A 16,805-nucleotide genomic window follows, 5' to 3' on the forward strand; every position below is an offset into this window, starting at 1 on the left:
AGTTCGGGGATGACGCTCTGGTATGACGGCCCGTTGGCCGCATTTGACACGGAGACCACCGGAGTCGACGTCGAGGAGGACCGCATCGTTTCGGCCGCCGTCGTCGTCCAGGACATGGCGGGCGGCCGCCCGCGCGTCACACGTTGGCTGATCAATCCGGGGGTGCCCGTGCCGCCGGGGGCCATCGAGGTGCACGGGCTCACCGACGACCATCTGCAGCGCAACGGCCGCTGGCCCGCGCCGGTGATGGAGGAGATAGCCAGGGCGCTGGCCGAGCAGTGCGCGGCCGCCCGTCCGCTCGTCGTGATGAACGCGCCCTTCGATCTGACCATCCTCGACCGCGAACTGCGCCGGCACCGCGCCGCGTCGCTCGGGCGCTATCTGGAGAACGCGCCGCTGTGCGTGCTGGACCCGAGGGTCCTGGACAAGCACCTGGACCGCTATCGCAAGGGCCGCCGCACGCTCACCGATCTGTGCGCGCAGTACGAGGTGGCGCTGGACGAAGCGCATGACGCGGCTGCGGACGCGGTGGCCGCGATGGAGGTGACGCGCGCGGTGGGGCGCCGTTTCGCCTCACGGATGGAGCGGCTGTCGCCCGCGGAGCTGCACACACTGCAGGCGGTCTGGCATGCGGCGCAGGCACGTGGCCTGCAGGCGTGGTTCGCCCGCAGCGGCACACCCGAGACGGTGGACCCGGCCTGGCCGCTACGGCCCGAACTGCCCGCCGCGGCCTGACTCCGGGTGGCGCACCTCAGCGGGGCGCCACCCGGACGGACCGTCGGGAGGGCCGCCGGTCCGGTCGGCGTCAGCCGGTGAATCCCGCGGTGATGGAGGTGAACTGCCAGTTGCTCTGGCTGATGCCGGAGCAGTTGCTCACCACTCCGCCGCCGGGGCAGGGACGGTCACGGTTGACCGACCAGTACGCGAGGCGGGCGATGTGGTGGGAGTTGGCCCAGTCCTTGATCTGGGTCCAGGTCGCCGGGCTGGTGAGTTCCTGCTGGTCGCTGAGGCCGTTCATGCCCGAGATGCCGATGTGGGCGTAGGCGGTGTCGTCCGACCAGCCGAAGGTGCTCTTCAGCTTGGTCTTCAGCCCTTCGGTGGCGTTCACGGTGTTGCCGTACATGTCGGCGCCGCCGCCGAAGTCGAAGGGCATGATGGTGAAGACGTCGATGTCCGCCTGGAGCGCGCCTGCCCGCTCGATGAGCCGGTTGCCCCACCAGGTCGGCCCGGTGGTGCTCGTGCCGAAGGTGAGGATCGTCCGCAGACCGGGGTTGTTCTGCTTGACGATCTTCAGTGCGCCGAGAATCCGGTCCTGGACGACCTCGTTCTCGAACTCGTCGCTGTTCTCGATGTCGACGTCGATCGCCTTCAGTCCATAGGCGTTGATCACCTTTTGATAGGCGCCGGCCAGGGCCTCGGGCGTGGAGCAGTTCGGGCCGAGCTTGTTGCCGCTCCAGCCGCCGATGGACGGGACGATGTCACCGCCCGCGCCGCGAATCGCGTCGATGGTGGACTGATCGGTGCCGCCGGCGAGCGGACGGGTGCCGTCCCAGGCCGGGTTGCAGCCGCCGGAGGAGAGGATGAAGGCCATGGTGAACCACTTGATGCCGGTGGCGCTCATCACCGAGGTGGCACTGGGCGGGTCGCCCCAGCCCAGATAGAGGTACGGGGCCGCCTGCTTGAAGCCGGTGCCGCCGCCACCGCCCGCGTCGGTCGTCACACTGACGGCGGAGGATGCCGGGGAGAGATTGCCGGCCGCGTCACGGGCGCGGACGGTGAAGCTGTACGAGGTGCTGGCCGCAAGGCCGCTGACGGTGGCGCTGGTGCCGGTCACCGTGGTCACGTTGGTGGATCCGCGGTACACGTCGTAGCCGGTGACGCCGACATTGTCGGAGGACGCGTTCCAGGTCAGCGAGACACTGGAGGACGTCTTGCCGGTGGAGCGGAGATTCGTGGGTGTGGTGGGTGCCTGGGTGTCGCCGCCGCCTCCGCCGCCGGGACCGTCGAGGCTGATGTCGTCGGCGTAGTAAGTGCCCTGCGCGTACCAGCCGTTGAGATAGATCTCGGCGGTGGTCTGGGCCGCGCCGGTGGTGAAGGAGACCGACAGCTGGGTGTAGGCGGTGGCGGACGGGGTCCAGGTCGACGGCCCGCCGGTCACGCCGAGGTACACATAGTTGCCGCGCACCCAACCGGAAAGCGTGTAGGCGGTGTTGGGCTGCACGGCGACGGTCTGGGTGCACTTGGCGTTGTCGCTGGCGCTCGCGGCGCCGGCCAGCGCCTTCGTACCGCTGTGCACGGGGCTGCTCACCACTGAGCCGAGTCCGCCGGTGCAGGACCAGCCGGACAGGGAGCCTGTTTCGAAGCCGGGATTGCTGAGCAGGTTGGCAGCCTGGGCCGTGCCGGGCACGGCGATTGCGGCGGCTGCTGCGAGCAGTGCCGCGCCGAGGCCGGCCAGTAGTCGATTTCGGATACGCACGTGACCTCCCAGTGAGGGGCGGGGTGCGGGTCGACGGACCGGACGCGGCGCCACGATTGGTCTGGACCTGCGAGGCGGATTAGAGCGGAGCGCCGCACTCACGTCAAGGGAGGGCGCGGGGCAACCGGCGTCGCCCGACGGAGAGTTGAAGGCAGTTGGCAAAGGAGCGGCAAAATCGCCGGAGATTGGTCTATGCCTTACCGGGGGCAGGAGCGCGGCGAATCCCTTCCCGGCAGGTCATTGGTACAGCGCGCCCGCCCACGGGCCCGTTGACGCGGTCGTGACACTTAAGTTTCTTGAGAAGCAGAGACACGGGACGTCCCTCCCCACCCCCGCACAGACAGGCCCTGGGGGCCCCACCCCACACCTAGGAGAGCCGTGTCCACTGCAATCGGATCAAGATCCCTGCCGCCGCCCCGCCGCCGGCTCCTCGCCGTCCTCACCGCACTCGTCCTCGCACTTGCCGGACTCACCGGGCTGGCAGCCACGCCCGCACAGGCCGCGGGCCCGCTCACCGCCTCGTTCACCAGCGCCGACAACGGCTCCTGGTGGAAGGGCACCTACATCGTCAAGAACAGCACCGGGACCCCGGTCACCGGCTGGACCCTCGAATTCGATCTGCCGCCCGGGGTGACGATCAGCCAGCACTACAACGGGACGGCGGCGGTCAGCGGCTCGCACGTGACCGTGACGCCCGCCTACTACAACACCACCGTCCCGGCGAACGGCACCACCGAGCCGTACAGCTACTGGTTCGTCGCCTCCGGACCGATCACCGCCCCCACCGGCTGCCTGGTCAACGGCGACAAGTGCGACGGCAGCCCCGCCCGACCGCCCTCCGCACCGGGCGGCCCGGCCGTCACCGACACCACGGCCCGCACGGTCAGCCTGAAGTGGAACGCCGCGGCTCCCGGCGACTTCCCCGTCGCCTCCTACGAGGTGCTGAGAGGCACCACCGTGGTCGCCGCCACCGCAACCACCTCGGCCACCGTCCGCGACCTGACCCCGGCCACGACCTACAGCTTCACCGTCCGCGCCAAGGACACCCGAGGCAACCCCGGACCGGTCGGCGCCGCGGTCACCGCGACCACCGTCGACCCGGCGAGCGACACCGTCCCGCCCACCGCCCCCGGCAATCTGCGCAGTACCGCCGTGACTTCCAGCACCGTCGCCCTGGCATGGAACGCCTCCACCGACAACAGCCGCGTCGCCGCGTACGACGTCTACCGGGGCACGACCCTGGTCGCGGGCGTCCCCGCGACCTCCCTCAGCACGACGATCACCGGACTTGCCCCGGCCACCCGGTACGGCTTCACCGTCAGGGCACGGGACGCCGCCGACAACGCATCCCCGGCGAGCAACACCCTGACCGTCACCACCGCCGACCCGGTCGGCGACGGCGGGCACGCGACCGTCGGATACTTCGTCCAGTGGGGCATCTACGGCCGCCAGTATTTCGTCAAGAACCTCGACACCTCCGGGGCAGCGGCCAAGCTCGACGTCGTCAACTACGCCTTCGGCAACGTCGATCCGGTCAACCTCACCTGCCTGAGCGGTGTCACCAAGGGCGTCTCGGGCAATCCGCAGGACCCCAATGAGGGCGACGGAGCCGGTGACGCCGAGGCCGACTACGGTCGTGCCTTCGCCGCGTCGCAGTCGGTGGACGGGGTGGCCGACGACGGCTGGGGCAAGCTGCGCGGCAACTTCAACCAGCTGAAGAAGCTCAAGGCCAAGCACCCGCACCTCAAGTTCGTCATCTCGCTGGGCGGCTGGACCTACTCCAAGTACTTCTCCGACGTCGCCGCCACCGACGCCTCGCGCAAGAAGTTCGTGAAGTCCTGCATCGACCTGTACATCAAGGGAGACCTGCCCGCGTACAACGGCGCCGGCGGAGCGGGCGTCGCCGCAGGGATCTTCGACGGCATCGACCTGGACTGGGAGTGGCCCGGCTCACCCGACGGCCATCCCGGCAACCGCTGGAGCACCGCGGACAAGGCCAACAACACCGCCCTGATCGGGGAGTTCCGCAGGCAGCTCGACGCCCTGGGCGGCGAGCACAAGCTGCTGACCGCCTTCACCCCGGCCGACCCGAAGAAGATCGACGCGGGCTGGGACCTGTCGAAGATCTTCGGCGATCTGGACATCGCCAATGTCCAGGGCTACGACTTCCACGGCGCGGGCAGCGACAACTCCTGGGAGCCGAACCGCACCGGCCACCAGGCCAACCTCTACCCCGACGCCCAGTCCCCGTATGCCAACGACTTCAGCATCGACGGCGCGGTGAAGGCGTACACCACCGCCGGAGTGAGTCCGCGCAAGCTGACCATCGGCTTCCCCTTCTACGGCCGCGGCTGGAAGGAGGTCGCCGCCGGCGGCGTCAACGGCGAATGGCAGAGCGCCAATGGCGCGGCCCCCGGCCAGTTCCAGGAGGAGGCCGGTACGCGCGGGTACCAGAACCTCGTCACCGGCGTCCCGAATCTCACGGTCGTCCACGACACCCAGTCGGTGGCCACCTACGGATATCAGGGCGCGGGAGGCCAGTGGTGGTCCTTCGACGACACCTGGTCCATCGGCCAGAAGGCGGCGTACATCAAGTCGAAGGGTCTGCTGGGCGGGATGATCTGGGAAATGTCCGGTGACACCCCGGACGGAGCCCTGCTCGGTGCCCTGCACAGCGGGCTCCAGTAACACCGCCAACACAGGCGCCCGAAAAGCGTCGAGGCCGGTCCGTCAGCTGACGGACCGGCCTCTCCCGGTGGGCGATACTGGGTTCGAACCAGTGACCTCTTCGGTGTGAACGAAGCGCTCTCCCACTGAGCTAATCGCCCGGGAACGCACTGAACCATACAGGTCTCCGCGGGTTTCCTTCAAACTCTGTCCAGGTACGCGGTCAGCCTCTGTCCAGGTATGCGGTCAGCCCGCGCCGGCCCCCGCGCATCATCGCCGCGTGGTTCGCGCGGAACACCGGACGGCACGGCAGCGCCAGCCGCCTCATCAGCGGCTTGCACACCTCCACCTCCTGTTCGTACAGCGCCTGGGTGCCGGCGCCGCGCGCCGTCAGCGTCCACCGGGCCCAGCCCTCGAGGTCCCCCTGCATCCCGACTTCGAGCACACCCTGCGCCGGGTCGCGCCGCTGGGCACGGACGGTGATGAGCAGTTCGTACGGGAGGAAGGAGCGGAAGCGCGCCTGACCACTGGCGTCGTCGATCGGGGTCACGTCGCGCACCTGCGGCCACCAGCGGGGGTAGTGCTCGGCCCGCTCCAGCACGGCGTACACGGCGTCGGGGCGGGCGGTCAGGTCCCAGACGCTGCGGAAGCGGTAACGACACCAGTCCATCGCCCAAGTGTGCCCCTGCGGGGGCGTACTCACGGCTGATCTGAGTATCCGCACCCATGGCGCGGGGTGTGGCGGGGGCCACACTCTCGCAGTATGGAGAACGTTCCGCCACCCGCCGAGGAGCTGGCGATCCTCGACCGCGAGCTGGTCCAACTGGATGCTCGCAGGTCACAGTTGCTGGCCCGCCGAGCCTGGCTGCTCGCCGCGCTTCAGCCGCCCGCCGCGCCGGCTCCGGCCGCGCGGCCCTTCGCCGCGCCGCCCTTCGCCGCGCCGCCCTTCGCCACGCCGCCCTTCGCCACGCGGCCGTTCGCCGCCTCGCCGCGGGCGGCATCACCGTCGGAGGCATCGCAGCCGAGCGTGCAGAACCTGCTGCTCACTCTCGGCGGGATTCTGCTGACCATCGCCGCGATCGCGTTCACTCTGGTCAGCTGGGGCCACTTGGGTATCGGCGGGCGCTCGCTGGTGCTCGGCGCGGTGACGGTCGCGGCGCTCGCGGCGCCGGTCGCGCTGCTGCGCCGTGGGCTCGCATCGACGGCGGAGTCGCTGGCCGGTCTCGGTCTGGTGCTCATGGTGCTCGACTCGTACGCCCTGCATGTGGTGGCGCTGCCGGACACCGGCGGCCTTGCGTACTCGGCCGTGGCATCGGCCGTGCTCGCCGCGCTCTGGGCGGCGTACGGGCTGTCGCTGAACCGGCTGCGGATTCCACTGCCGGTGGCCGTGCTGACCGCCCAACTCCCGCTTCCGCTCTGGGCACTGACCGCTTCCGCGGGCGCGCCGTCGCTGGAATGGGCCCTGCTGGCCACCGCGGCCCTCGATGTCGCGCTCGCGCTGTGGGCGAAGCCCGCGGGTGTCCGGGGCATCGCCACTGCCGGTGCCGCGGTGACGGGCGGCTGGGCGCTGCTGATCGGCGGTGTGCAGTCGGTGACGGCGGATTCGCCGCTGGACGCGGTCGCCCCGGCCGTGCTGCTGGTGGCGGCCGCGGGTGTGGCCCTGTTCGCGGCCTGGCGGTCGCCTTCGGCGGCTGCTGTGTCGTCCGCGACGGCCGGTCTCGCGACGATCGCCGGCATCGGCGGCGTTGCCCGTGCGGCGGTGCCGGAGGGCTGGTCGGTTCTCGGCTATCTGCTGTGCGCGGTGGGCCTGTTGGGGCTGGTACGGGTGGGCGTGCCGCAGCGCCTGCGGCCCGGCCTGATCGGCGCGGCGGGGGTGATCCATGCCGTCGCGGCGCTGTGGACGCTGCCCCTGGTCGCGCTCACGCTGGTGGGCCCGCTGACCGGCCTGGACGACATCTGGTCGGGCACGCCGGCGGACGCCCGCGGGGCGCTGGGCGCACCGCTCCCGGAGTCGGGCCCGACGGCGGCCCCGCTGGTGCTGCTGATACTGGCGGCGACCCTCACGGCCGCCTCCCGTCGACCGTTCACTGAGCCGCCGAGCGCGTCCGAGCCGAGCCCCGAGCACCGGGCCGCAACTGCCGGCACGACAGCGCACCCCGCGGACCACTCCACCGCGTCAGCACACCCCGCCGGAACTCCCCCGCAGGGGCACCCCGCGGGGGTCCGGCCCGGCTGGGCTCCGCATGTCGGCGGGGCCCCCGCATCGCGCGTCGATCGGCGGGCCGCAGCCCTCACCGCGGCGGTCGCACTCGCGTGGGTGGGACTGTTCGTCGTGCCGCCCGCCCTGGATCTCACGTACGCGGCCACCGTGACCATCCACCTGCTCCTGACCGCCGCCGCGCTCCTGATCGCCGTGCGCCCCGCTCGGGCCACCGCAGCCGTCGCCCTCGCCTGCGCTCTCAGCGGCGCCGCGAGCGTCGCCGTGCTCTCTCTGGCGACGCGACCGGCGACGTTCACCGTCCTGGGCACCCTGACCGTCGCGCTGGCGTTGAGCGCGGTCGCATCGCGTGCCGGGCGTGCGGTGCAGGCGATCCTGGCCTGCGCCGCCGCCGGCTTCGCGACGGCTCTCGTCGGCGCTCTCGCCGCTGCCGCCGATCTCCCGCCCCACCAGGTCGCGCCGGCGATCCTCGCCGTGCCCGCCGCGGTCGCGCTGATCGCCGCCCGGCTGGGCCGTCACCCCGCCGCCCTCCCGCTGGAGTGCACCGGCGCCGCCGCGGGGCTCCTCGCGGTCGCCCTGGCCACCGAGGACCGTCCCACTCTCGCCCTGGTGCTCGCGCTCGGCGGCGTGATCGCCGCGGGCACCGCGGTGCGGGCCGAGCGCCGCCCGGCCGCCGGATACCTCGCGGCGGTGCTGTTCGTGCTGGCCACCTGGGTACGGCTGGCCGCGTCGGACGTGTCGGTCCCCGAGGCGTACACCCTGCCGGTCACCGTCCCGGCGCTCGCCGTCGGCCTGCTGCGCCGCCGCCGCGACCCGCAGGCCTCGTCCTGGACGGCGTACGGCCCCGGTCTCGCCGCGACGCTGCTGCCCAGTCTCGTCGCGGCCTGGGGCGACGAGCACTGGCTGCGACCGCTGCTGCTCGGCGTCGCGGCCCTGGCCGTCACGCTGGCAGGCGCCCGGCTGCGCCTCCAGTCGCTCCTGGTGCTCGGCGGCGCCGTGCTCGCTCTCGACGCCCTGCACGAGCTCGCCCCGTACGTCGTCCAGGTCGTCGGCGCACTCCCCCGCTGGCTGCCGCCCGCGCTCGCCGGGCTGCTGCTCCTCGCCGTCGGCGCGACCTACGAGCAGCGGCTGCGCGACGCGCGCAGGCTGCGGGACGCCCTGGGCCGGATGCACTGAGCCGGCGAACGCCGAAGGCCCCGGAGACTGGGAAGTCTCCGGGGCCTTCGGTCCGGGTGGGCGATACTGGGTTCGAACCAGTGACCTCTTCGGTGTGAACGAAGCGCTCTCCCACTGAGCTAATCGCCCGGGCGCACCGCAAAGGTTACCGCATGTCAGCGGGTACCCCTGACCGTTTTCGGGTCACTCCTTGATCTTCCACGGCATCACGATGCCGAACTTCCAGACGTAGATTCCGACCAGCACCGCGATGATCACCAGACCGATCGTGGTGAGGATGATGTTCCTCCGGCGCACCCTGGGATCGAGTGCCCGCTGCGCCGCCTCGGTCACTTTGCGCTTGGTCCAGCGGAGCACGAGCTGCGCCCAGACGAACTCGGTCGCCCAGATCGCCATGCCGCCGAAAATCACCAGCCAGCCGGGACCCGGCAGCGGCAGCATCACGATGCCGGCGCCGACAACCGCGAGCCCGATCACGAACACCCCGACCTGCCAGCTCAGATGCAGTGGCCGGGACCTCTGGATGAAGTGGGGCGCCCGTGAGCCGAGCGCCGGCTCCTTCGCCACCGTCACGTCCCCCGTCGCGGGGTCCTGGGCCGTCGCTGCGACGGACTCCCCCCGCTCGTCACTCTCCGCGTTCATGAAGCCAAACCTACCGGATTCCGGCCGGTCACCGGAATGGCCCTATAACACAAAGTGATGCACCGCCGTACGAGCGACATGAAGGATCACAAAACGGTCAGAGGGGTTTACAACGGCACCGTAGGTGGCATGTCGATTTCGCCGACGTGCGAATCCCCGAGCGCACACTGAGCGAAAGGCCCTGGCGCTTATGAACACCACGGTCAGCTGCGAGCTGCACCTGCGCCTCGTTGTATCGAGCGAGTCTTCACTGCCTGTACCCGCGGGCCTGCGGTATGACACGGCCGATCCCTATGCCGTGCACGCCACCTTCCACACCGGAGCCGAAGAGACGGTCGAGTGGGTCTTCGCCCGCGACCTTCTCGCCGAGGGTCTGCACCGGCCCACCGGCACGGGCGACGTCAGAGTCTGGCCCTCCCGCAGTCACGGCCAAGGCGTCGTCTGCATCGCGCTGAGCTCCCCGGAGGGCGAAGCCCTGCTCGAGGCCCCGGCGCGGGCCCTGGAGTCGTTCCTGAAGCGGACCGACGCCGCGGTGCCACCCGGCACCGAGCATCGTCACTTCGATCTCGACACAGAGCTCTCGCACATCCTGGCCGAGAGCTGAGCCAGGCAGAGAGCTGCACGGCGCCGTCCGACTCGGGGAGACGGCGCCGCGCGGACAACCACCAACGGCGAACACCGGCGCCGTCACCGCGGAATCCACCGCGGTGACGGCGCCGGTGCGCTGTGGGCGGCCGCGGTGAGGGGCAAGGGACACCACGAGGCAAAATCTGAGTAGAGTCTGCGCAATTCGGCGGGCACCGGCCCGCAGCAGGCCAGGGAGCGAATCGTGCTGATTCCCCACGACACCAGGATCGCCCTCGACACCGTCGTCGATCTGGTGAACACCGCACCGGAGAGCGAGCAGGTCGAGGGGCTCGCAGACGTCGCCGCGCTGTACGACTTCGCACGCAGCCACCTCATCAGTGGTGTGGACGAGCTGACCCAGCGGGACCTGAAGGCCGTGCAGGGCGTACGGACGCAGTTCGCGGAGATCTTCGCGGCGCCCGACAGCCGTACCGCGGCCGAGCTGGTCAATGAGCTGGTGGCGGCCGCGGGGACCACGCCCCAGCTCACCGACCACGACGGCTACGACTGGCATGTGCACTATTTCGCGCCGGGCGCCTCCATTGCCGACCATCTCGCCGCGGACTGCGGGATGGCGCTGGCCTTCATCGTCGTCACGGGCGAGCAGGAGCGGCTGCGGCGCTGCGAGGCGCCGGACTGCGGGCGCGCGTTCGTCGATCTTTCCCGCAATCGGTCGCGCCGCTACTGCGACAGCCGCACCTGCGGCAACCGCCTGCATGTCGCCGCGTACCGCGCGCGCCGCAAGGAAGCGGCCGGCTGACCTTCACAGCAGGAAGAGATCGTGCACCGCTGCCATCAGCAGCAGGAAGCCGATCACCGCGAGGAAGATCATCAGGGGTGGCTGGGAGAGTGCGAAGAGGCAGCCACGGGGCTCTTCGGTCGGTGCGGGGGCCTCGCCCCGGGAGGTATCGAGCATCTCGGGGTGATGATGACGCAGCCCGGCCCGTCGTGATCGAACAACACGCCCCGCGAGTGCGGGAGTTCATTCAAATTCCGTGCTTCTTGAGGATCGCCTCGATGTCGCTGAAGTCATCGCCGGAGCCGGCCGCCTTCGGCTTCGTCGCCGGCTGCGCGGCCGGCCGGCTGCCCGGCCCGAGGGAGGGCGCGGACGCCGCGGGGGCGACCGCCTCGCGCTGTGCCGCCTGCGCGGCCTTGCGCTCCTTGCGGGTCCCGCCGCGTCGTCGCTCCACGACACGGGTCGTCATGAAGAGCAGCCACGCGCCGCCCAGCAGGCCGAAGCCGAGCCATGCGGACGGGCTGAAGGCCGTGTCGACGGCCCATTCGACCGCGCCGGTCAGCACCAGGCCGATGGGGACGAGGGAGTAGGCGAGTATCCGGGCAGCGGTGAGGAAACGCCTGCGGTAGGCCGTGACGGCGGCGATGCCCAGGCCCGCCGCGGACACTGCGGAACATACGGTCTCGGCAAGCATCCGGTCCTCCAGGCTGGCTCGGGCACGGGCGGGTGCGTCCCTTCCATCCTGCACCTGCGGCCCGGTCCGGGCCACGGTCTCGTGCGACCTCAGGGAGATCTCCGGGACGGCCTCCTCCCCAGGTCCCGGTTGGGCCCCGCCGGAGCGGGCTGGAAGACTGGCCCCATGAGCGAGTCAACCACCGTCGGCCCCGTCGTACTCGACGTCTGGTGCGAGCTCCAGTGCACCGACTGCCGCAAGGCTCTGGAGGACCTGCGGGCCCTGCGTGAGCGCTACGGCGACCGGCTGGAACTGCGGCTGCGCCACTTCCCCCTCGACAAGCACAAACACGCCTTCGCTGCCGCGCAGGCCGCGGAGGAGGCGGCCGAACAGGGCAAGGGCTGGCCGTACGTCGAAGCGGTGCTCACACGTGTCGAAGAGCTGGACCGCCAGGGCGTGCCGCTGCTGCTCGATGTCGCGCGTGAACTGGGCCTGGACGCGGAGGAGTTCGACACCGCCCTGATCGACGGGCGGCACATCCTGATCGTCGACGCCGACCAGGCCGAGGGCAAGGCGATCGGTGTCACGGGCACTCCGACGTATGTCATCGACGGCGAACTGCTGGACGGCAGCAAGAGGCAGGAGGGGCTGCGGGCGCGCATCGAGGAGATCGCGGACCGGCTGCTCGCCGACGCCTGATCCGCCCCGATCCAAAGGACACTCCCCGGACAGGGCCTAGAGCAGTTGCTTGAAGGAGTTGACGGTCGTCGTCCGATAGCCGAGCGACTCGTAGAGTCCGATCGCCGGGGCGTTGCCCGCGAAGACATGCAGTCCCAGCAGCGGCAGTCCGGCGTCCAGCGCGACGCGCTCGGCAAGCAGCATCAGCGAGCGCCCGTCGCCCTGCCCGCGCCGGCTCTCGAGGACCTCGACGTCGTACACATACGCCCCCTGTTCGCCGGGCCGCACCTCACGTTGTCCGACGAAGAGATGTCCTACGGCCACGCCCTCGTGGACCAGGACGCTGAGCCAGGTCCCTTGCGTGGCAAGGCCGTCGGGCAGCTTCTCGCGGTGGTCGGCCTCCGACTTGGCGCGCGCCTGCCCGGGCGGCAGCCCGCGATCGGCCCAGCTCTGCGCATAGGTCTCGATTCCCGCGGCGAGCCACCGCTGGAACTCTGCCTCGCTCATGGGCCGGCCCTCGACGTTGGGCGGCAGGGCGGGCGGCAGACCGGCCAGCTCCTTGAACATGTTGCGGCTGCGCTCGGTGTAGCCGAGGACGGTCACAAGACGCGTGGCGGCGGTGGCATCCGGCGGCACGGACACCTGCACCTGTGTGCAGCCCCAGCCGCGCAGCACCTCCTCGGCGGCGAGCGCGGCGACGGTCCCCCGCCCGCGCCGCCGGTCCCGCTCGTCGATGCTCAGCGACCGGATCGTGCCGGCCCCGGTGCCGAGGGCGGGGTGGGTGGCGATCTCTATCGTGCCGACGGGACGGCTGTTCACGCAGACCTCGTAGGTGCGTGACTGCGCGCCGTCCGCCTCGTGCTGAAGCGGCCCGGTCGGCCGCAGGGTCGTGGTCATCACGGGTGTTCTACCCGCCCACACAGCCGCCCGTCACGCGGTTTTGCCTGTCCGGCACGGGATTCACTACGAAGCCTTCGGGTCCTGGTCCGCGGCCGCGCGCTCCTCGAAGATCCGCATGGCCTCGGCGGTCACCGGCCCCGGCGCGCCGGAGAGCTCTCGCCCGTCGATCCGCCCGACCGCCTGTACGTCGCGGAGGGTGGACGTCAGGAAGACCTCCTCGGCCCGGTCCAGCACGTCGAAGGGCAGATCGGTCTCCTTGGCACCCGTCCACTCGACGGTGAGGGCGCGGGTGATGCCCGCGAGGCAGCCGGAGGAGACGGGCGGCGTGTGCAGTTCGCCGTCGAGCACGACGAAGACGTTGGAGCCGGTGCCCTCGCAGAGCTGTCCGACGGTGTTGGCGAAGAGCGCCTCGGACGCACCCTGCGCGCTCGCCCTGGCGAGTGCGACGACATTCTCCCCGTACGACGTCGTCTTCAGCCCGGCCAGCGCTCCGCGCTCGTTGCGGGTCCAGGGAACGGTGACGACGGCGGTGGTGTCGGGGCGGCGCTTGCTCGCACCGAGCGCCACAACCAGGGTCGGCCCTTCGTCGCCGCGGTCGGAGCCGAGCGGCGAGGGGCCGCCGGTGTAGGTGATGCGCAGTCGGCCGAGCTCCGTGGGGTTGGCTTCCAGCACGGCGGCGCAGGCGCGCCCGACCTCGTCCAGGTCAGGCGCCGGCAGACCGAGGCCGAGGGCGGAGCGGGTCAGCCGGTCGAGGTGCTGGGTGAGGGCGAAGGGCTGCCCGTGCACCGCCTTGATCGTCTCGAAGACGCCGTCGCCCACCGTCAGACCGTGATCGAACACGGACACCCGGGCGTCCTCGGCGTCCGTGAGTGCACCGTTGACCCAAAGCTTCATCTAGCCGGTCCTTCCGCTTGCCGCGTACGCCCCCGACGCTACCGCGAGCAGTCGGGAGGCCTTCAGCTCGGTCTCCTCCCACTCGCGTTGGGGGTCGGAGCCCCAGGTGATCCCGGCGCCGGTGCCGAAGCGGAGCACCGGCTGCGCGGGGCGGGGGCGGTCGATCCAGAACGTACGTATGCCGACGGCGAGCTCGCCGGTGCCGCGGTCGGCATCCACCCAGCCGATCCCTCCGCAGTACGGCCCGCGGGGTGCCGTCTCCAGCGCGTCGATAATCTTCAGCGCACTGGACTTGGGCGCTCCGGTCACCGAGCCGGGCGGGAAGGTGGCCGCGAGCAGCTCCGGCCAGCCGGCCTTGGGTCCCAGCTCGCCGCGGACCGTCGAGACGAGGTGCACCAGACCGGGATGGGCCTCGACCGCGCACAGCGCGGGGACGGAGACGGTGCCGGTGGCGCAGACCCGCCCCAGGTCGTTGCGGACCAGGTCCACGATCATCACGTTCTCCGCGTGGTCCTTCTCCAGCAGGTCCGCGGCGGTGCGGCCGGTGCCCTTGATCGGCCCGGACTCGACCGTGGTCCCACTGCGCCGCAGATACAGCTCGGGCGACGCGGTGGCTATCTCCACGCCGTGGGCGGGCAGCCTGATCGTTCCGGCGTACGGAGCGGGGTTACCGCGCGCCAGGAGTGCGGTCAGCGCATCGACGTCGGCGGCGTCCGGGTCGGGCAGCGGCGCCGAGAGAATTCGGCAGAGGTTCGCCTGATAGACCTCGCCGGCCGCTATGTGCTCGCGGATGCGCCGTACGCCGGCGATGTACGCGTCCCGGTCCAGGGAGGAGTTCCAGTCCTCCGCCGCGGGGCCCCGCCAGCGCCCCGGCACGGGCTCGGGCACCGGCTCCGTACGTACATCGCGGAAGCGGGCGCAGGTCAGACGGCCTTCGAAGTCCGCGGCAACGGCCCAGAAGCCCTCGGAATCGAGTGCTTCCGGGTCGCTGGTCACATCAAGGAGGCCCGTGGCGAGAAGGTGGCCGAAGCGGGCCAAAGGAGCAGTGTCGTGCACGTCTGCGAGTCTATGGCCGGTGCCGATGAGCTGCCGATGAGCTGCTGCGGTGTGAACACACCTCAGCACGCTGCGGAAACGCGTTTTTGTGCTGGCCCGGGAATCCGCTAGAGTTCAACACGTCGCCGGGACGCGCAAGCGGGCCGGAACCGACAAGCGGACGTGGCTCAGTTGGTAGAGCATCACCTTGCCAAGGTGAGGGTCGCGAGTTCGAATCTCGTCGTCCGCTCGACGTGGGGGATCTTCCCGACCCCCTGCACTCAGGGTGGAGTGGCCGAGAGGCGAGGCAACGGCCTGCAAAGCCGTCTACACGGGTTCAAATCCCGTCTCCACCTCCAAGGACGATTAGCTCAGCGGGAGAGCGCTTCCCTGACACGGAAGAGGTCACTGGTTCAATCCCAGTATCGTCCACTGGATCCGCATTGGATTCACGCGCGATTAGCTCAGCGGGAGAGCGCTTCCCTGACACGGAAGAGGTCACTGGTTCAATCCCAGTATCGCGCACGCAGTACCACGCAAGATCGTCCCGCGCGATTAGCTCAGCGGGAGAGCGCTTCCCTGACACGGAAGAGGTCACTGGTTCAATCCCAGTATCGCGCACCAGCCAGAACCCCCGGCCGCCGCTGCGGCCGGGGGTTCTGTCGTTGCGGGGGCGGCTCAGGAGGAGAAGAGCATCCGGCCGAAGCTCTTGTGGCGGTAGTGCCCGCCGTGATGTCCGCCGTGGTGCGGCGCGCCCCAAGCGGGGGCGGGGGCGGCAGGGTAGGCCTGCGGGGTGGGCGGCGCGGGCGGGGCCTGCTGGGTCCACTGCGACTCGAGGCGGGTGAGGGCCTCGAGCTCGCCGTAGTCGAGGAATATCCCCCGGCAGCCGCTGCACTGCTCGATCTGGACGCCGTTGCGGTTGTACGTGTGCATCGCTGCGTGACACTTGGGACACTGCATGGTCTGCTCAGCTCCTCGCCGTTCGGTCGACGTCGCCGGGATGCATGCCCGGTGACGAGGAGTTCAGACTACGACGAGCTCTCGCAGTCCAACTCAGCAGGGAGTGTGGCAATTCGGGCACAGGATTCGATCATCGCCTGATCGACCTCGTCCGGATCGCGTTGCTCCGCGGCCGCCTTGGCCAGGGCGAGGGCGGCGGTCTGGACGGTCAGGGCACGGGCGGGGACGTCAAGTTGGGGCCAGGGGTCGCCGTCGGCGGGGACCGCCGGGCCCTGTGCGGCGGTGTACGCCCCCAGGAACCGCTGCCAGATCTCCGCGGGCAGCAGGCCCGCGGCGTACCAGGCGGCGGGGCGAGCCAGGTCCCAGGCGGGGTCGCCGAGGCCGAGGTCGTCGACGTCGATCAGCAGCCAGGGGCCGCCGGGGGCGGGGTGGCGGACGAGCTGGCCGAGATGGAGGTCGCCGTGGCAGAGGCTGGTTCTGCGGGGCGACGGCGCCTCGCCGCGGGCCCAGGCGGGGAGCCGCTCCCAGGCCCGTTCGACGGTCGCGGCCGCGGGGTGGTCCCCGGCCGCCGCGTGCATCCGCGCTCGGGCCCCGGCCGCCTTGGCGGGGCCGCGCATGGCCGGGAGGGGGCCGGAGAGTCGTTCGGTGTCGACCCGGTGGAGCCGGGCCAGCAGGACCGCGGCGTCCTCCCAGGGGGCGACGTCGGGGTTGGCAGGGTCCACGGGGACGCCGTACGGCCAGGCCGTGACGGGTCGGCCGCGCAGGTCCCCGGCGGGGAGCGGGACGGGCGCGAGCAGAATGCCGGTGAGGCTCGGGTGGGCCGCGACGGCGAGGCGGGTGGCCAGGGCCGCGGTGTCGGTGTCTGCGGCGTGCGCCTTGGCGACGGCTTCGCCGTGCCGTACGACGGCGCCGTCGTGCCGCTCGGCGAGCACGGCTTCGTCCCGACCACAGGCGCGGCAGGCATGCCTGGGCGCAACGAGATGCGCGGCGTCGCGTGCGACGCCGGCGAGCGTGCGGACGACGTCTGCGGTCACGGTCTCCCCCGAGCTGCGGTGTTTCCCTGGCGGGAGCCTAGCGGCGTGAGCCGCGCGTCTGGTCGCCCTCGGGTGTGCCACCGTCGCGC

Annotated in this window: 16 protein-coding genes and 7 tRNA genes; 11 read left to right on the top strand and 12 right to left on the bottom strand. The window is 71.1% G+C overall.

Going from position 1 to position 16,805, the window contains the following annotated elements; genetic code table 11:
• Positions 1–9: 9 nt before the first annotated feature.
• Positions 10–735 carry a 3'-5' exonuclease gene (locus ACI2LP_RS24290; RefSeq protein ID WP_404726614.1) on the top strand — a complete coding sequence of 242 codons (726 nt, stop codon included), beginning with the start codon at positions 10–12 and terminating at the stop codon, positions 733–735.
• Positions 736–805: 70 nt separating this feature from the next.
• Here ACI2LP_RS24290 and ACI2LP_RS24295 read toward each other — a convergent pair whose 3' ends face one another.
• Positions 806–2,476 carry a carbohydrate binding domain-containing protein gene (locus ACI2LP_RS24295; protein WP_404726615.1) on the bottom strand — a complete coding sequence of 557 codons (1,671 nt, stop codon included), beginning with the start codon at positions 2,474–2,476 and terminating at the stop codon, positions 806–808.
• A gap of 378 nt (positions 2,477–2,854) precedes the next feature.
• On the opposite strand from ACI2LP_RS24295, the gene ACI2LP_RS24300 reads away from it, so the two are divergent.
• A complete protein-coding gene (locus ACI2LP_RS24300) occupies positions 2,855–5,164 on the top strand; it encodes a glycosyl hydrolase family 18 protein (protein ID WP_404726616.1) in 2,310 nt (769 codons plus the stop codon).
• A 68-nt stretch (positions 5,165–5,232) separates the two neighbouring features.
• Here the strand turns inward: ACI2LP_RS24300 and ACI2LP_RS24305 are convergent.
• Positions 5,233–5,304: transfer RNA gene (locus ACI2LP_RS24305), tRNA-Val, on the bottom strand.
• A gap of 62 nt (positions 5,305–5,366) precedes the next feature.
• Entirely contained in the window at positions 5,367–5,813 is a 447-nt protein-coding gene (locus ACI2LP_RS24310; protein WP_404726617.1) for an SRPBCC family protein, read from the bottom strand.
• A gap of 93 nt (positions 5,814–5,906) precedes the next feature.
• Between ACI2LP_RS24310 and ACI2LP_RS24315 the strand changes: the two genes are divergently transcribed.
• Positions 5,907–8,537, top strand: coding sequence for an SCO7613 C-terminal domain-containing membrane protein (locus tag ACI2LP_RS24315; RefSeq protein WP_404726618.1), 2,631 nt, complete (start codon positions 5,907–5,909; stop codon positions 8,535–8,537).
• Between the two features lie 57 nt (positions 8,538–8,594).
• Here ACI2LP_RS24315 and ACI2LP_RS24320 read toward each other — a convergent pair.
• Together ACI2LP_RS24320 and ACI2LP_RS24325 are read right to left on the bottom strand one after the other, a co-directional pair.
• Positions 8,595–8,666: transfer RNA gene (locus tag ACI2LP_RS24320), tRNA-Val, on the bottom strand.
• Positions 8,667–8,720: 54 nt separating this feature from the next.
• The gene (locus ACI2LP_RS24325) at positions 8,721–9,179 is read right to left on the bottom strand and encodes a TIGR02611 family protein (protein WP_404726619.1); all 459 of its coding nucleotides are present in this window, start codon (positions 9,177–9,179) and stop codon (positions 8,721–8,723) included.
• A gap of 190 nt (positions 9,180–9,369) precedes the next feature.
• Here ACI2LP_RS24325 and ACI2LP_RS24330 point away from each other — a divergent pair, with 190 nt between their 5' ends.
• Entirely contained in the window at positions 9,370–9,783 is a 414-nt protein-coding gene (locus ACI2LP_RS24330; protein ID WP_003959770.1) for an SsgA family sporulation/cell division regulator, read from the top strand.
• A 225-nt stretch (positions 9,784–10,008) separates the two neighbouring features.
• Positions 10,009–10,566 carry a CGNR zinc finger domain-containing protein gene (locus tag ACI2LP_RS24335; protein WP_404726620.1) on the top strand — a complete coding sequence of 186 codons (558 nt, stop codon included), beginning with the start codon at positions 10,009–10,011 and terminating at the stop codon, positions 10,564–10,566.
• A 3-nt stretch (positions 10,567–10,569) separates the two neighbouring features.
• Here the strand turns inward: ACI2LP_RS24335 and ACI2LP_RS24340 are convergent, their stop codons facing one another.
• Positions 10,570–10,722, bottom strand: coding sequence for a hypothetical protein (locus ACI2LP_RS24340; RefSeq protein ID WP_186357054.1), 153 nt, complete (start codon positions 10,720–10,722; stop codon positions 10,570–10,572).
• A gap of 70 nt (positions 10,723–10,792) precedes the next feature.
• Positions 10,793–11,236 carry a hypothetical protein gene (locus tag ACI2LP_RS24345; RefSeq protein WP_404726621.1) on the bottom strand — a complete coding sequence of 148 codons (444 nt, stop codon included), beginning with the start codon at positions 11,234–11,236 and terminating at the stop codon, positions 10,793–10,795.
• A 165-nt stretch (positions 11,237–11,401) separates the two neighbouring features.
• On the opposite strand from ACI2LP_RS24345, the gene ACI2LP_RS24350 reads away from it, so the two are divergent.
• Positions 11,402–11,914, top strand: coding sequence for a DsbA family protein (locus ACI2LP_RS24350; protein WP_404726622.1), 513 nt, complete (start codon positions 11,402–11,404; stop codon positions 11,912–11,914).
• A 36-nt stretch (positions 11,915–11,950) separates the two neighbouring features.
• Here the strand turns inward: ACI2LP_RS24350 and ACI2LP_RS24355 are convergent, their stop codons facing one another.
• From ACI2LP_RS24355 to ACI2LP_RS24365, 3 genes are all read right to left on the bottom strand, one after another.
• Positions 11,951–12,790 (bottom strand): GNAT family N-acetyltransferase, encoded by an 840-nt coding sequence (locus tag ACI2LP_RS24355; RefSeq protein ID WP_404726623.1) that lies wholly within the window; start codon positions 12,788–12,790, stop codon positions 11,951–11,953.
• Between the two features lie 66 nt (positions 12,791–12,856).
• Positions 12,857–13,687, bottom strand: coding sequence for an aminotransferase class IV (locus ACI2LP_RS24360; protein WP_404726624.1), 831 nt, complete (start codon positions 13,685–13,687; stop codon positions 12,857–12,859).
• Positions 13,688–14,743 (bottom strand): chorismate-binding protein, encoded by a 1,056-nt coding sequence (locus ACI2LP_RS24365; RefSeq protein WP_404726625.1) that lies wholly within the window; start codon positions 14,741–14,743, stop codon positions 13,688–13,690.
• Positions 14,744–14,899: 156 nt separating this feature from the next.
• Here ACI2LP_RS24365 and ACI2LP_RS24370 point away from each other — a divergent pair.
• From ACI2LP_RS24370 to ACI2LP_RS24390, 5 genes are all read left to right on the top strand, one after another.
• A tRNA-Gly gene (locus ACI2LP_RS24370) sits at positions 14,900–14,972 on the top strand.
• Positions 14,973–15,007: 35 nt separating this feature from the next.
• Positions 15,008–15,081: transfer RNA gene (locus ACI2LP_RS24375), tRNA-Cys, on the top strand.
• Between the two features lies 1 nt (position 15,082).
• A tRNA-Val gene (locus ACI2LP_RS24380) sits at positions 15,083–15,154 on the top strand.
• Positions 15,155–15,175: 21 nt separating this feature from the next.
• Positions 15,176–15,247 (top strand) — tRNA-Val (locus ACI2LP_RS24385).
• Between the two features lie 24 nt (positions 15,248–15,271).
• Positions 15,272–15,346 (top strand) — tRNA-Val (locus ACI2LP_RS24390).
• Between the two features lie 54 nt (positions 15,347–15,400).
• Here the strand turns inward: ACI2LP_RS24390 and ACI2LP_RS24395 are convergent.
• Positions 15,401–15,682 carry a zf-TFIIB domain-containing protein gene (locus ACI2LP_RS24395; protein ID WP_404726626.1) on the bottom strand — a complete coding sequence of 94 codons (282 nt, stop codon included), beginning with the start codon at positions 15,680–15,682 and terminating at the stop codon, positions 15,401–15,403.
• Between the two features lie 68 nt (positions 15,683–15,750).
• The gene (locus ACI2LP_RS24400) at positions 15,751–16,716 is read right to left on the bottom strand and encodes a phosphotransferase family protein (protein WP_404726627.1); all 966 of its coding nucleotides are present in this window, start codon (positions 16,714–16,716) and stop codon (positions 15,751–15,753) included.
• Positions 16,717–16,805: the final 89 nt, after the last annotated feature.

It is taken from the genome of Streptomyces sp. NPDC019890 (assembly GCF_044903445.1).
In the GTDB taxonomy this organism is placed as follows: Bacteria; Actinomycetota; Actinomycetes; order Streptomycetales; family Streptomycetaceae; genus Streptomyces.

What these genes read in the sequence shown, in the direction of transcription:
- ACI2LP_RS24325 (WP_404726619.1), bottom strand. Translation starts at nt 9,179, where the DNA reads ATGAACGCGGAGAGTGACGAGCGGGGGGAGTCCGTCGCAGCGACGGCC.
- ACI2LP_RS24395 (WP_404726626.1), bottom strand. Translation starts at nt 15,682, where the DNA reads ATGCAGTGTCCCAAGTGTCACGCAGCGATGCACACGTACAACCGCAAC.
- ACI2LP_RS24355 (WP_404726623.1), bottom strand. Translation starts at nt 12,790, where the DNA reads ATGACCACGACCCTGCGGCCGACCGGGCCGCTTCAGCACGAGGCGGAC.
- ACI2LP_RS24315 (WP_404726618.1), top strand. Translation starts at nt 5,907, where the DNA reads ATGGAGAACGTTCCGCCACCCGCCGAGGAGCTGGCGATCCTCGACCGC.
- ACI2LP_RS24360 (WP_404726624.1), bottom strand. Translation starts at nt 13,687, where the DNA reads ATGAAGCTTTGGGTCAACGGTGCACTCACGGACGCCGAGGACGCCCGG.
- ACI2LP_RS24290 (WP_404726614.1), top strand. Translation starts at nt 10, where the DNA reads ATGACGCTCTGGTATGACGGCCCGTTGGCCGCATTTGACACGGAGACC.
- ACI2LP_RS24330 (WP_003959770.1), top strand. Translation starts at nt 9,370, where the DNA reads ATGAACACCACGGTCAGCTGCGAGCTGCACCTGCGCCTCGTTGTATCG.
- ACI2LP_RS24345 (WP_404726621.1), bottom strand. Translation starts at nt 11,236, where the DNA reads ATGCTTGCCGAGACCGTATGTTCCGCAGTGTCCGCGGCGGGCCTGGGC.
- ACI2LP_RS24310 (WP_404726617.1), bottom strand. Translation starts at nt 5,813, where the DNA reads ATGGACTGGTGTCGTTACCGCTTCCGCAGCGTCTGGGACCTGACCGCC.
- ACI2LP_RS24340 (WP_186357054.1), bottom strand. Translation starts at nt 10,722, where the DNA reads ATGCTCGATACCTCCCGGGGCGAGGCCCCCGCACCGACCGAAGAGCCC.
- ACI2LP_RS24350 (WP_404726622.1), top strand. Translation starts at nt 11,402, where the DNA reads ATGAGCGAGTCAACCACCGTCGGCCCCGTCGTACTCGACGTCTGGTGC.